Source organism: Nocardia sp. NPDC047648, from assembly GCF_040642815.1.
Taxonomy (GTDB): Bacteria; Actinomycetota; Actinomycetes; order Mycobacteriales; family Mycobacteriaceae; genus Nocardia; species Nocardia gamkensis.
Map to the genome: position 1 here is coordinate 135039 of NZ_JBEYSX010000019.1, position 13035 is coordinate 148073.

12 protein-coding genes are annotated in these 13035 nt (G+C 68.7%); 8 read left to right on the forward strand and 4 right to left on the reverse strand.

Features of this window, described 5'->3' with window-relative positions; translation table 11 throughout:
* Positions 1–139: 139 nt before the first annotated feature.
* The 8 genes from ABZ803_RS31060 to raiA all read left to right on the forward strand — a co-directional run bounded on the left by ABZ803_RS31060 (position 140) and on the right by raiA (position 10126).
* The gene (locus ABZ803_RS31060; RefSeq protein ID WP_357044770.1) at positions 140–1297 is read left to right on the forward strand and encodes an alkane 1-monooxygenase; all 1158 of its coding nucleotides are present in this window, start codon (positions 140–142) and stop codon (positions 1295–1297) included.
* Positions 1298–1424: 127 nt separating this feature from the next.
* Positions 1425–2909 carry an adenosylhomocysteinase gene (ahcY, locus tag ABZ803_RS31065; protein WP_357044772.1) on the forward strand — a complete coding sequence of 495 codons (1485 nt, stop codon included), beginning with the start codon at positions 1425–1427 and terminating at the stop codon, positions 2907–2909.
* 244 nt (positions 2910–3153) lie between these two features.
* On the forward strand, positions 3154–3801 hold the full coding sequence (locus ABZ803_RS31070) for a dTMP kinase (RefSeq protein WP_357044774.1): 648 nt from the start codon (positions 3154–3156) through the stop codon (positions 3799–3801).
* A 69-nt stretch (positions 3802–3870) separates the two neighbouring features.
* Positions 3871–4557 (forward strand): MtrAB system response regulator MtrA, encoded by a 687-nt coding sequence (gene mtrA / locus ABZ803_RS31075; protein WP_174315456.1) that lies wholly within the window; start codon positions 3871–3873, stop codon positions 4555–4557.
* Between the two features lie 8 nt (positions 4558–4565).
* Positions 4566–6608 carry an MtrAB system histidine kinase MtrB gene (gene mtrB, locus ABZ803_RS31080; RefSeq protein ID WP_357044777.1) on the forward strand — a complete coding sequence of 681 codons (2043 nt, stop codon included), beginning with the start codon at positions 4566–4568 and terminating at the stop codon, positions 6606–6608.
* A complete protein-coding gene (gene lpqB / locus ABZ803_RS31085) occupies positions 6605–8428 on the forward strand; it encodes an MtrAB system accessory lipoprotein LpqB (RefSeq protein ID WP_357044779.1) in 1824 nt (607 codons plus the stop codon). Before mtrB ends, lpqB begins: the two co-directional genes overlap by 4 nt.
* A 135-nt stretch (positions 8429–8563) precedes the next feature.
* Positions 8564–9208: a ComF family protein gene (locus ABZ803_RS31090; protein WP_357044781.1), complete on the forward strand. Its 645-nt coding sequence runs from the start codon at positions 8564–8566 to the stop codon at positions 9206–9208.
* 303 nt (positions 9209–9511) lie between these two features.
* Positions 9512–10126, forward strand: a complete 615-nt coding sequence (gene raiA, locus ABZ803_RS31095) for a ribosome-associated translation inhibitor RaiA (protein WP_245664033.1) — start codon at positions 9512–9514, stop codon at positions 10124–10126.
* A 39-nt stretch (positions 10127–10165) separates the two neighbouring features.
* On the opposite strand, the gene ABZ803_RS31100 is transcribed toward raiA, so the two are convergent.
* From ABZ803_RS31100 to ABZ803_RS31115, 4 genes are read right to left on the reverse strand one after another with little or no spacing between them, the layout of a single operon-like run.
* The gene (locus ABZ803_RS31100; protein ID WP_357044783.1) at positions 10166–11266 is read right to left on the reverse strand and encodes an MAB_1171c family putative transporter; all 1101 of its coding nucleotides are present in this window, start codon (positions 11264–11266) and stop codon (positions 10166–10168) included.
* A complete protein-coding gene (locus tag ABZ803_RS31105) occupies positions 11263–11787 on the reverse strand; it encodes a hypothetical protein (RefSeq protein WP_357044785.1) in 525 nt (174 codons plus the stop codon). The genes ABZ803_RS31100 and ABZ803_RS31105 overlap by 4 nt, the downstream gene beginning before the upstream one ends.
* Positions 11788–11834: 47 nt before the next feature.
* Complete coding sequence (locus tag ABZ803_RS31110) at positions 11835–12269, reverse strand: hypothetical protein (protein ID WP_357044787.1); 435 nt, start codon at positions 12267–12269, stop codon at positions 11835–11837.
* Between the two features lie 10 nt (positions 12270–12279).
* A complete protein-coding gene (locus ABZ803_RS31115; RefSeq protein ID WP_357044789.1) occupies positions 12280–12981 on the reverse strand; it encodes a helix-turn-helix transcriptional regulator in 702 nt (233 codons plus the stop codon).
* Positions 12982–13035: the final 54 nt, after the last annotated feature.

Here is a 13035-nt window from a genome sequence, read left to right on the forward strand (position 1 = left end):
GCATATGCAGCACATTGAAAACAGACTGCCCGGCTTGTAATAGCGATCACGTTTCAACCGACGGCATCGTTGTAACGGACCACAAGTCAAGAAGTATTCTCAGGCGACGGTGTTCGGGTCTTCTCTGAGTGGAGCAATAGTGCAAACGGTTGGCAAACCGACGGGATCGGCCGATCCCAAACGCCATCTGTGGGTTCTCGGCTTGCTCGCGCCCTCGTCGGCATTGCTGCCGTCACAACTGGTGCTGCACACCGGTTCCGCGGTCTTCTGGTGGATCGGCCCGATCATCGTGCTGATCGTCATCCCGGTGCTGGACTGGGCGGTCGGCGTGGACGGGAGCAACCCCAGGGACGAGGACTACGAGCTGCTGTCCAACGATCGGTACTACCGGTGGTGCACCTATCTGATGCTCCCGGTCCAGCTGATCGGCTTGGTCATCGCGAGCTACATGTGGGCCGGCGACGAGCTGAGCACGATCGACAAGTTCGGTCTGGCCACCACCCTCGGATTCGTCAGCGGCATCGGCATCAACGCCGCCCACGAACTCGGGCACCGGGTCGAGCACATGGAGCGCTGGCTGGCCAAGCTCGCGCTCGCGCAGTCCGGTTACGGGCACTTCTTCGTCGAGCACAATCGCGGCCACCACGTGCGCGTGGCCACCCCGGAGGATCCGGCCAGCGCCCGGCTGGGCGAGTCGCTGTGGGAGTTCCTGCCCCGCAGCGTGTCCGGCAGCTTCCGCTCCGCGATCGCGCTCGAGCGCGAACGGCTCGCGCGCAAGGGCAAGGGCTGGTGGAGCGTGCACAACCACATCCTGCAAGCCTGGTCGATGACGGTGGTGCTGTTCGGCTCCCTGATCGCCGCGTTCGGCTACCAAGTGCTTCCCTGGCTGCTGTTGCAGGCCGTGATCGGCTTCGGCCTGCTGGAGACGGTGAACTATGTCGAGCACTACGGCCTGCTGCGGGCGCGCCGCCCGAACGGCAGGTACGCCCGCTGCTCGCCGCGCGACAGCTGGAACAGCGACCACCTGGTCACCAACATCTTCCTGTTCCACCTGCAGCGCCACAGCGACCACCACGCCAATCCCGGCCGTCGCTACCAGACGCTGCGGACCTCCGAACAGGCCCCGCAACTGCCCGCGGGTTATGCCGCCATGATCGTGCTGGCCGCCATCCCGCCGCTGTGGCGCTGGATGATGGACGACCGCGTCCTCGCCCACTACGGCGGCGACATCACGCTGGCGAACATCCAGCCGCGCAAGCGCCGCCGCATCCTGGCGGCCCGCGGGGTCACCGCGTAACGGGCGCATCGGTGCCCCGGCGCGACCCAGGTTCGCGCCGGGCCGGGCGAAGAGGACGGCCGCGTCGTCCGCACCCGGCCGTGAGCGACTAGCCTTGCCTCGGTACTTGCCGAACCAGGAGAGGCTGATGACCACCTCAGAACTTCCCGCACGCACGTCGTTGACCGCCGATGTCCGCAACGGCATCGACTACAAGGTGGCGGATCTGTCGCTGGCCGATTTCGGCCGCAAAGAGATCCGCCTGGCCGAACACGAGATGCCCGGTCTGATGGCGCTGCGCCGTGAATACGCCGAGGTGCGGCCGCTGCAGGGCGCGCGCATCTCCGGCTCGCTGCACATGACCGTGCAGACCGCGGTGCTGATCGAGACCCTGACCAGCCTCGGCGCCGAGGTCCGCTGGGCCTCCTGCAACATCTTCTCCACCCAGGACCACGCGGCGGCCGCCGTCGTCGTCGGCCCGAACGGCACCGTCGAGGAGCCCAAGGGCACCCCGGTGTTCGCCTGGAAGGGCGAGACGCTGGAGGAGTACTGGTGGGCCGCCGAGCAGATGCTCACCTGGCCGGGTGAACCGGCCAACATGATCCTCGACGACGGCGGCGACGCCACCATGCTCGTGCTGCGCGGCGCGCAGTTCGAGAAGGCCGGCGTGGTGCCGCCCGACGACGAGGATCACTCGGCCGAGTACAAGGTCTTCCTGAACCTGCTGCGCGAGCGGTTCGAGACCGACCGGGGCAAGTGGAGCAAGATCGCCGAGTCGGTGCGCGGCGTCACCGAGGAGACCACCACCGGCGTGCTGCGGCTCTACCAGTTCGCGGCGGCGGGTGAACTGGTGTTCCCCGCGATCAACGTCAACGACTCGGTCACCAAGAGCAAGTTCGACAACAAGTACGGCACCCGCCACTCGCTGATCGACGGCATCAACCGCGGCACCGACGTGCTCATCGGCGGCAAGAAGATATTGATCTGCGGCTACGGCGATGTCGGCAAGGGTTGCGCGGAATCGCTTGCCGGACAGGGCGCCCGGGTGCAGGTCACCGAGATCGACCCGATCAACGCGCTGCAGGCGCTGATGGACGGCTACGACGTGGTGACCGTGGAGAACGCGATCGGCGAGGCCGACATCGTCATCACGGCGACCGGCAACAAGGACATCATCACCCTCGAGCACATGAAGGCGATGAAGGACCAGGCCATCCTGGGCAACATCGGCCACTTCGACAACGAGATCGACATGGCGGCGCTGGAGCGTTCCGGCGCAACGAAGTTGACCATCAAGCCGCAGGTCGACCTGTGGACGTTCAAGGAGAGCGGCCGCTCGATCCTGGTGCTGTCCGAGGGGCGTCTGCTCAACCTCGGCAACGCGACCGGCCATCCGTCGTTCGTGATGTCCAACAGCTTCTCCAACCAGGTGATCGCCCAGATCGAGCTGTGGACCAAGCCCGAGCAGTACGACAACGAGGTCTACCGGCTGCCGAAGCACCTGGACGAGAAGGTCGCCCGCATCCACGTCGAAGCGCTCGGCGGCGAGCTCACCAAGCTCACCAAGGACCAGGCCGAGTACATCGGCGTCGACGTCGAGGGCCCGTACAAGCCGGACCACTACCGCTACTGAGCCGCGAAATCCCCGGATGCCGCGGGCACTGAAGGTGCCTGCGGCCTCCGCTTCTCCCGCGCCGGCCTACTGAATCGGAGACCCTTCTCGGGCCCAGGAGCGATCCGGATCGGCGAGTACGAACTGACGGCGGTCGGGGCGGGCCGAGCTGCGCGGTGACCCCGGCGCCCGGCCGGGCAGCTGGGTATATGCGCTGGTGAGCTGCTGTCACCTGCGGGCGGTCGGCGGGGTAGTCTGCCTGGTCATGGGAGTGCTGATAGCGGTCGAGGGGCTCGACGGCGCCGGCAAGCGGACGCTGATCGAGCGGGTTGTCGCCGATCTGCGTGGGCGCGGGCTGCGCGTCGCGACGGTGGCCTTCCCGCGCTACCGCGTCTCGGTGCACGCCGATCTGGCGGCCGAGGCGCTGCGTGGCGCGCACGGCGACCTCGCGGGCTCGGTCAGCGGCATGGCCCTGCTGTTCGCGCTGGACCGCGCGGACGCGCTGGATGAACTGTCGAAGCTGTTGGCCGACAACGACGTTGTACTCCTGGATCGCTATGTCGCCTCCAACGCCGCCTACTCGGCCGCCCGGCTCGGTCAGTCGGCCGACGGTGAAATCGTGGACTGGGTGGGCGAATTGGAGTTCGGCAGATTCGCGCTGCCCGTGCCCGCCCTGCAGGTGTTGCTGGATGTACCCACCGAACTCGCGGCCGAGCGTGCCCGCAGGCGTGGCGAACTCGACGCCGAGCGCGCCCTCGACGCCTACGAGCGTGACGGCGGTCTGCAGCACCGGACCGGCGCGGTGTACCGTGAGCTGGCCGAACGCGACTGGCGCGGACCCTGGTGGACATACCGATCCGACGACGGCCCGGCTGAGCTGGCCGCGCGGATCGCCGAAATCGTTGGTCGATAGGGTTGGCTGTGCCGTGGGTTCGCACCAGTGTTGGCGTGGCGGCCCGATCCTGGCCTGGGAGATGACAACATAGTAGTTATGAAGCCGAAGATTCTGGTCGTCGACGACGATATGGCACTCGCCGAGATGCTCACGATCGTCTTGCGCGGGGAAGGGTTCGACCCGCACGTGGTCGGCGACGGCACACAGGCCCTGGCGGCGGTTCGCGAGATCCGCCCCGATCTGGTGTTGCTGGACCTGATGCTGCCCGGCATGAACGGCATCGACGTGTGCCGTGTGCTGCGGGCCGATTCCGGGGTTCCGATCGTGATGCTCACGGCGAAGACCGACACGGTCGACGTCGTGCTGGGTCTGGAATCGGGCGCCGACGATTACATCGTCAAGCCCTTCAAGCCGAAGGAGCTCGTCGCCCGGGTGCGGGCCCGCCTGCGCCGGACCGAGGAGGAGCCCGCCGAGCTGCTGTCGATCGCCGATATCGTGATCGATGTGCCCGCGCACAAGGTCAGCCGCGGCGGCGCGCAGATCTCGCTGACGCCGCTGGAGTTCGACCTGCTCGTCGCCCTGGCTCGTAAGCCGCGCCAGGTGTTCACCCGTGAGGTCCTGCTCGAGCAGGTCTGGGGCTACCGGCACGCCGCCGACACCCGCCTGGTGAACGTCCACGTGCAGCGGTTGCGGGCGAAGGTGGAGAAGGATCCCGAGAACCCGGAGATCGTGCTGACCGTCCGCGGTGTCGGTTACAAGGCCGGACCGCCGTGATCCATGGCGTGATCACGCGTCTGGAACGATCGCTGGCTCCGGTGGTGGCCTGGTTCCAAGCGGTCGGCATTGCCCTAGGCCACCTGTGGCGTCGTTCGCTGCAGTTGCGCGTCATCGTGTCCACGCTGACGCTCTCGCTGATCGTCATCACGATCCTTGGCGTGGTGCTGACCAGTCAGATCACCGACCGGTTGTTGGACGCCAAGATCAACGCCGCGGTCGAGGAGATGGACCGTGCGCGCAACACGGTGGAGAGCCAGCTGGCGGGCGTGCACGACATCGGCGCCCAACCGCAGCGGTTGGAAGAGGCTCGCAACGCGCTGTCCAACCGCGGCGGCACCGGCCAGTCCACCGGCGCGGCGGGCAGCTTCGATTCGGCGCTGAGCGTCATCGGCGGGATGCCGCCGCAGCAGATTCCGCGCGGCCCGATCCAAGAGGTGCCCGACGAACTGCGCCGGTTCGTGCAGCGCAACCAGGTCAGCTACCAGTTCGCCACGGTCGACGACGCGGATGGCTACCGCGGGCGCGCGCTGATCATCGGCAGCCCGAGCGCGGAGATCCCGACCCTGGAGATCTACCTGATCTTCCCGCTGGCCAACGAGGAACGCAGCCTGTCGCTGATGCGCGGCACCATGCTGGTCGGCGGCATCGTGCTGCTGGTGTTGCTGGCCGCGATCACCGCGCTGGTCACCAGGCAGGTGGTCCTGCCGATTCGTTCCGCCGCCCGGATCGCGGGCCGGTTCGCCGACGGCAGGCTCAAGGAACGCATGCTGGTACGCGGCGAGGACGATATGGCGCGGCTGGCCCAGGCGTTCAACGAGATGGCCGAAAGCCTGTCCAATCAGATCACCCAGCTGGAGGAGTTCGGCAATCTGCAGCGCCGGTTCACCTCCGACGTCAGCCACGAGTTGCGCACCCCGCTGACCACGGTGCGCATGGCCGCCGACCTGATCCACGGCAGCAGCGACGACCTCGATCCCGCCCTGGCCCGCAGCGCCGAGTTGCTGGTCAACGAGCTGGACCGGTTCGAGGGCCTGCTCAACGACCTGCTGGAGATCAGCAGGCACGACGCGGGCGTCGCCGAACTGCAGGTCGAGTCGCTGGACGTGCGGATGTGCGCGCGGGCCGCGATCTCCACCGTGCGGCACCTGGCCAAGGACGCCGGGGTCGAGGTGATCAGCGACATGCCGGAGGACCCGCTCGTCGCCGAGGTCGATCCGCGCCGGGTGGAGCGCGTGCTGCGCAACCTGCTCGCCAACGCGATCGATCACAGCGAGGGCAAGCCGGTGCTGATCCGGATGCGCGGCGACGTCGAGGCCAACGCCGTCGCCGTCGTCGTGCGCGATCAAGGCGTCGGCCTGCGGCCGGGCGAGGAGAAGCTGGTCTTCAACCGGTTCTGGCGCTCGGATCCGTCCCGCATGCGCCGCTCCGGCGGCACCGGTCTCGGCCTGTCGATCAGCGTGGAGGACGCGAACCTGCACGAGGGCAAGCTCGAGGCCTGGGGTGAGGCAGGCATGGGCGCCAGCTTCCGTCTGACGCTGCCGCTGGTGCGCGGCAAGAAACTCGGCCCGAGCCCGCTTCCGCTGGAACCGGCGCGCAAGTCGATGCGCCTGGTCGAGCCGGAACCGCCCGTCGAACCGGAGAAGGCGCCGCCGGTGGCCGCCGAACCGGACGGTGCCACCGACGACTCGACCGCTTCGGGCGCTGCGCAGGGGGCGAGCGCCGTGCCGCATAGCGCGGAGCCGGGCAGTTCCGATCCGGCCGGTGCGCAGCAGAGTGATTCCGGGACAGCGCCCGACAACGGGCGTTCGGAGCACGCGAGCGAGTCGGCCGACGAGGGCCCGAGCGGCGATGAAGGAGACAGCAGGGGCGCGGAAGGCGGCTCGGAGGCTCGTGCGAAGGAACCGCACGCTCCGGCCGGCAGCACGCAGCCCACCGACACCGCCTCGACCGACGAGGCGCACGCGTCCGGAACGAACGGCTCATCGGCATCGGAGTCGGCGCAAGCCGGGGGCGGCGGGGCGCGCGAACCGGGGGACGTACAGTCATGAGAATGCGTGTCAGATCTGCGCGGGGGCGGCGGCTGACAGCGCTGGTGGCGACGATCCTCGCGGTCGTGGCTCCGCTCACCGCCTGCGCCAGCCTGCCCGAGTCCTCCGCGCCGGAGGCGCTGGGCACCATCAACCGGGAGCCCACCTCCGAGGGTCCGCCGCCACCGGTGGCCAACCGCGATCCCGATCTGCTGCTGCGCGACTTCCTCCAGGCCACCGCCGATCCCGCCAACCGGCATCTGGCCGCCCGGCAGTACATGACCCCCGCGGCTTCCACCCAATGGGACGACGCGGCGGGCACCGTCATCGTCGAGAAGCCCGACACATTGCGAGAGTCGCGCTCCGGAGACAAAGCCAACTATCTGATCCGCGCGCGCAAGGTCGGGGAGCTGTCCGCCGACGGCGGGTACCGCCCCAACGACGACATCCCCTTCGTCGAGAACAAGATCGAGCTGACCAAGATCAACGGTGAGTGGCGCATCGACGAATTGCCCGACGGCGTCGTCATGGACTCCACCGCGTTTTTCAAGTCCTATCGCCGCTACGTGCTGTACTTCATCGATCCGAGCGGCAATATGGCGGTCCCGGATCTGCGCTGGCTGGCGGTGCCGAAAGCCCAGCTGGCCCAGCGATTGCTCAACTCGTTGCTCGAGGGGCCGCAGCCGGCGCTGGCGTCGGTGCTGCGCAGCGAGCTGACGCCGCCGATCGCGCTGCGCGGGGCAATCACCAAGGCCAACGGTGATCCCGACGGCGTCGGCATCGGGCTCGGCGGCGTCAAGATCGACCTGGCGGGCGCGTCGGCGTTGAATCCGCGCGAGCGCGAACTACTGGCCGCGCAGGTGGTGCTCACCTTGTCCAGCGCCGACATCCTCGGGCCGTACATGCTGCTCGCCGACGGCAAGCCGCTGGACGAGCGGTTCGCCGCGAACGGGTGGAGCGTGGCCGACGTGCAGCAGTTCAATCCGGCCACCTCCACGCGCAACCAGACCGGGCTGCACGCGCTGCGCGGCGGGGGGTTGGTGCAGATCGCCGAGAACGGTGGCATCATCCCCGCTCCCGGCTACTTCGGCGGGGTGAACAACCTCCAGTCTGCGACGTTGTCCCCGGACGGTCAGCTCGTCGCCGCCGTCGCGGAAGCCGGAAGACCCCCGGGCGTGCCGTCGCGCACGCTGATGGTCGGCACCTACGGCGGCAACGCCTTTCCGGTGGCCGAGGGCTTCACCATCACCCGGCCCTCCTGGACCGCGGACGGCAGCGCGGCATGGGCGGTGGTCGACGGCGACCGGGTGATCCGCGCGGTCAATGACCGGGGCAGCGGCAATGTATCGGTGCAGAACGTCGACATCTCCGGGCTGACGGCGGCGTCCTCGGCCACCTCGCCTCGGCTGCCGATCACCGAACTACGGATCTCCCGGTCCGGAGTGCGGGCGGCGATGATCGCCGACGGCAGGGTGTACGTCGCGGTCGTCGTGCCCAAACCGGACGGAAAGGTGGCGCTGACCTCGGCGCTTCCCGTGGGCGTCGGACTCAGCACGGCCGCGGTCTCGGTGGACTGGCTCGACGCGGACACCATCATCATCGCCCGTGAGGGCAATGTGGACCCGGTCAGCACGGTGTCGGTCGACGGCTCGGAGCCGACCCCGCTGACCTCACAGAATCTGACGGCGCCGGTTCGCTCGGTCAGCTCGAGCCCGGACCACCAGTACGTCGCCGACTCACGCGCGGTGCTGGAGCTGACCTCCGCTCCGGACCAAGGGCAGCCGTACTGGCGCGAGGTTCCGGGTCTGGGCGCGAACGCCATACCCGTCCTGCCCGGCTGAGCTGCATCCGGTCCCGGGTACGCGGCCGTGGTGCACCGCGTAAACGTCCCTGCCGCAGACGCATACGTTCGCGCCGGGGCATCGCCGTCGACCTGAGCGAGCGAACTTGTCGGGGGACGGGCGCACACTCGGTCGATGCGAACCCTGCTCGATCTGGTGCTGCCCTCCGCCTGCGCGGGCTGCGGACGTTCCGGAGCCGATTGGTGCGCCGCCTGTGCCGTCACCCTGACCGGCCCGCCGGTGCGGGTGTGGCCGCGCACCGATCCGGGCGTTCCGTGCTGGGCGCTCGGGCCGTACGCCGGGCCGGCGCGCCGGGCGGTGCTCGCCGTCAAGGAACGAGGCAGGCGGGATCTGGCGAAGCCGCTCGGGGCGGCGCTCGCGGGCGCGCTCGCCGAGTTGCGTTCGCCGCGCCGTCCTTTGGTGCTGGTTCCCGCGCCGAGCAGGAGCGTGGCGGCGCGACGCCGCGGCGGCGATCCGGTGCTGCGGTCGGCCGCGGTAGCTGCGCAATGGCTACCGGACACCCGCATGGTACCCCTGTTGCGAGTGGGGCCAGAGGTGCGTGATTCGGTCGGCTTGACACCCGCCGAGCGGGCTCGCAACCTGGAGGGGCGGGTGCGCACCGCCCCCGGCCGTTTCGCCGATCGGGGAATACCGGCGAACGCCGAGATAGTGCTGGTCGACGACGTGCTGACCACCGGTGCCACGGCCCGCGAATCGGTGCGTGCACTGCGGCACATCGGATTGCCGACACATGGCGTTCTGGTTACGTGTGTTGCTTGACTCCGGGAAATTTGCGTGAACACTGGCGATCAGCGCGTCGGCGGACTAGCGTCGCGGACACACACCCGAACCGCAAGTTTGGAGGTGGCGCCTCGGACAACTTGTGCCGAGTAATTGTCGATCGGCACGGCTCAATCCCGCCGCACTGGAATCGGTCGGTGCGGCCAGATCCGGGAGGTACGCGTGACGACTTCTTCACGACCTTCAGTGAAAGATCCCGCTCCTTCGGTGCTGGACTCCGGCACCCAGGAAGCAGCACCCGAGCAACCCGCAGCGGAACGACCACGTGCGCCACGCGGCGACATCGTGGTGAAGGGCCGCAATGTCGAGGTGCCCGACCACTTTCGTATTTACGTCGCGGAAAAACTCTCCCGATTAGAACGCTTCGATCCATCGATCTTCCTCTTCGACGTGGAGCTGTTCCACGAGCGCAACCGGCGTCAGCGCAAGAACTGTCAGCGCGTCGAAATCACCGCGCGCGGAAAGGGTCCCGTCGTGCGGGCCGAGGCCTGCGCGGACAGCTTCTACGCCGCCTTCGAGTCGGTGACCGCGAAGCTGGAGAGCCGGCTGCGCCGCACCAAGGATCGGCGCCGGGTGCACTACGGCGACAAGACCCCGCTGTCGGTTGCCCAGGCCACCGCCGATCTGGTGGATGACTCCCTCTTCGAGCGGCTCACCGAGTCCGATGCCGCGCACACCCACCTCGAACAAGGGCGCGAGCAGGATTACGAGGCCGGTCCCGGCCACATCGTGCGCACGAAGGTGCACTCGGCGACGCCGATGTCCGTCGACGACGCCCTGTACCAGATGGAACTCGTCGGTCACGACTTCTTCTTGTTCCACGACAAGGAGAGCGACCGGCCCTCGGTGGTCTACCGCCGCCATGCCTTCGACTACGGCCTGATCCGTCTGGCCTGACGGCACGAACCATCCGCCCCACTTCTCCGGGCATTCGGCTCACCGGCTGGATGCCCGGAGAATCATGTCGAGACGCCTCTGGCCACCCTGCGGCCAGTCGCGTGCCATCGCGAGTAACAGCCGCAGATCCGAGTGGATGTCGCCCACCGGCGGCCCGGCGGGATGGTCCGACCGCCGCGTCCGCACCGCCGCGCCGCTCGATTTCGCGGCGATGGCGCGCTGGATCTGTGCCGCGTAGTCGGCGCCGGCGGCGTCCTCGGGCAGATAGTGCCGCAGGTGCATCAGGGCGTCGCGGATCTCGACCGTCATGCGGATCAGCCGCGCGTCGGATTCGGCCACGGGCAGCTCCGGCTCGAGCACGACCTCCGGTACCGCCGCGGTCAGATCGCGCCACAGCGGACGCAGGCGTCGGCAGTATCGTCCGGCGCGGTCCCAGCCCGTGTGGGCCCGCAGCCAGGCGACCAGCGGCACCGCCAGGAGCGCCGCGCCGAGCCCCGAGACGGCGAAAGTCGGTGCGGCCCAGCGCACCAGAGCCGGGTCGGCCGTCGCGCCGGGCCCTGCGAGCTGTACTGCGGAGACGACCAGCCCCGCGGACCCGACGACGAGGGTGGCCAGCAGGGTGACGTAGACGATCCGCTCCGCGGCGGTCGATTCGTCCGAGCGCAGTTCGCGCACCGCCGCGCGCCAGCACAGCCGGCCGGCGGCCAGCAGCGGAAACCACAGGATCGCCCACACCACCAGCGCCTGCCAGTCCGGTGATTGCCCCACCAGCCGTCCCTCCTGGCGTGCCGCGGTCCCCACGACCAGGATGATCGCCGCTCCGGCCAGTCCGGCGAGGTCGTAGACCCGCTGCCGGGCGAACGCGGACGCGGGTTCGGCGCCGGACCACAGCCGGGCCGCCCCGTACAGGCCGACCACCTCCATCAACAGCGTGCCCATCGAAAGCTGGTGCAGCAGACTGCCGATCTCCGGTGCGATGCCGCGTTCGAGCAGGATCAGGGTGGCGATGCCCCACAGCATGGCCCGGTTGAGGAGGCGATCGACGATGGCGTGGTGCAGCACGAGACGACGCCCGAGCACGACCACCGCGACGAACACGATCAGCGGAATCGCGATCGGCGCCGGGACCGGCGAGGTCACCGCCGCCGGTCGCGGAAGAACGTGCGGTGCAGCAGCGAATCGCGGCTCGGCGGACGCATGGCGTGCAGCATCACCATGTCGGCGAAGGTCTCCGCGTCTCGTTCGCGCCGGGTGCCGTAGTCGGTGCGGCCGAGCACGTGGGCGATCGACTCGGGTGAGATCGAGGGCAGCAGATCGGCGACCGCGGCCACGGTCGGTGCGTTCGCGGGCGTCTCATCGGATTCGGATTGCTCCGGGCCGTGTCCGAGCAGCATGTGCCCGAGCTCGTGCACGATGATGTGCTCGGCATGCCACTCGGTGGTGTCGGCCCCGTAGGCGATGACATCGCTGTCCTGCTTCGCGATCCACAGGCCGCTGCCCGTGCCGCATCCGGTCCCGGCGAGCAGCGCGGTATCGATCGGTAACAGGCTGATGCTGCGGCCCCGGTACGCCGCGACGTCATCGAGGTAGGTCTGCAAATCCCATGGGTGGGGTATCGGGAGGTCCCGGGTCAAGCTCCGGAACCGGGCCTGGATGGCCATGCGATCGGTCTCCTACAAAAGCTCAGTGGCCCATGTAGGGAAGCATGCTACCGACTCGGCGGCATCGACCCCGCCGTGCTCTGGATGATCTTGGCGAGCATGCCCCTATCGATGTTGGAACCGCGCAGCGCGATGCTGGCGACGTTGGCGTCGCGCATGGTGGCGAGCAACTCGAGTTCCCGGTCGATCGCGTCGGCGGCGGGGCCACGGGTGAGCAGATAGTCGGCGGCCACGCCGAAGCTGCGCGCCACCGCGGCGAGGAGCTCGGGATCGACCGCGCCCGGGTTCTCGTTGTCGAACTCGCCGTCGCGCAGGCGCGTCAGAAGGCCGGGCGGCACCGGGCGGCCGAGGAGATCGCCTGCCTGCTCGGCGACGGATTCGACGCTGCGTTCCGGTGCGTCGCGCGGATGCACGACGGCGAACAGCCGATTGATCTTGCGGCTCAGCGCGAGTGCCGCGCGGTCGGGCCCGTTATCGGTCATGGCTGCCTCGTCACTCACCGTTTCGAACCGTTGTCGTCGCCATGTTGGCCGCCAGCCAGCGTGCGCGGAATCGGGCTTCGGTCGCCGCATCGATATCCTCCGATCGACCGGCCAGCCAGCGGCGGTACCGGCGTTCCTGTAGCTCGCCGGGGTCGCTTGCCTCCGCGGGGATCGCGAGCAGGTGCGCGAAGGCCATCTCCACCAGCGGATGCACTTGCCTGCCCGGTCCGCCGTTGCGTTCGAGCATGGCGGTCGCGTACCGCGCGGACAGCTTGGAGACCACCCGGTTGAGTTCCGCGATCGCCGCGACCACCTGCGGGTCGGTGGTGCGGCCGTTCTCGACGGCGTCGGTGAGCCTGCCCGAAGCCGCGAGAAGACCGGTGAGATCGGAGATTTCGAAGCGGATCGCGTCCGGGCCCGCCACCACCGACTCGCCTGCGCCGCGCGGAGCGTTCGCGGGTTCGTCGGCGGCGGGAACGCCGCCCGCGTAGGTGCGGGCGGCGCTGCCCGGCAACCATCGCAGCGGTGCGTCGAGCTTGTTCAGCGTCTGCATGCTGATGGTCGCCTCGCCGTCCTCGATCTTCCGGATGGTCGGCGCCGAAGGTCCCCCGAGGTCGCCGATCTGTAGCTGGGTGAGGCCGAGCTCGTCCCGGCGTTCTCTGATGATTCGCCCGAATCTCTTCTGCCGCGACAGCTCCGAAGGGCTATGCATAGTGCGTTCATGGTAAGCCGCTAGGAGGTCTTAGGCAAATCAATAGAAACTATT

What these genes read in the sequence shown, in the direction of transcription:
- lpqB (WP_357044779.1), top strand. Translation starts at nt 6,605, where the DNA reads ATGAGAATGCGTGTCAGATCTGCGCGGGGGCGGCGGCTGACAGCGCTG.
- ABZ803_RS31070 (WP_357044774.1), top strand. Translation starts at nt 3,154, where the DNA reads ATGGGAGTGCTGATAGCGGTCGAGGGGCTCGACGGCGCCGGCAAGCGG.
- ABZ803_RS31115 (WP_357044789.1), bottom strand. Translation starts at nt 12,981, where the DNA reads ATGCATAGCCCTTCGGAGCTGTCGCGGCAGAAGAGATTCGGGCGAATC.
- ahcY (WP_357044772.1), top strand. Translation starts at nt 1,425, where the DNA reads ATGACCACCTCAGAACTTCCCGCACGCACGTCGTTGACCGCCGATGTC.
- ABZ803_RS31105 (WP_357044785.1), bottom strand. Translation starts at nt 11,787, where the DNA reads ATGGCCATCCAGGCCCGGTTCCGGAGCTTGACCCGGGACCTCCCGATA.
- ABZ803_RS31110 (WP_357044787.1), bottom strand. Translation starts at nt 12,269, where the DNA reads ATGACCGATAACGGGCCCGACCGCGCGGCACTCGCGCTGAGCCGCAAG.
- ABZ803_RS31090 (WP_357044781.1), top strand. Translation starts at nt 8,564, where the DNA reads ATGCGAACCCTGCTCGATCTGGTGCTGCCCTCCGCCTGCGCGGGCTGC.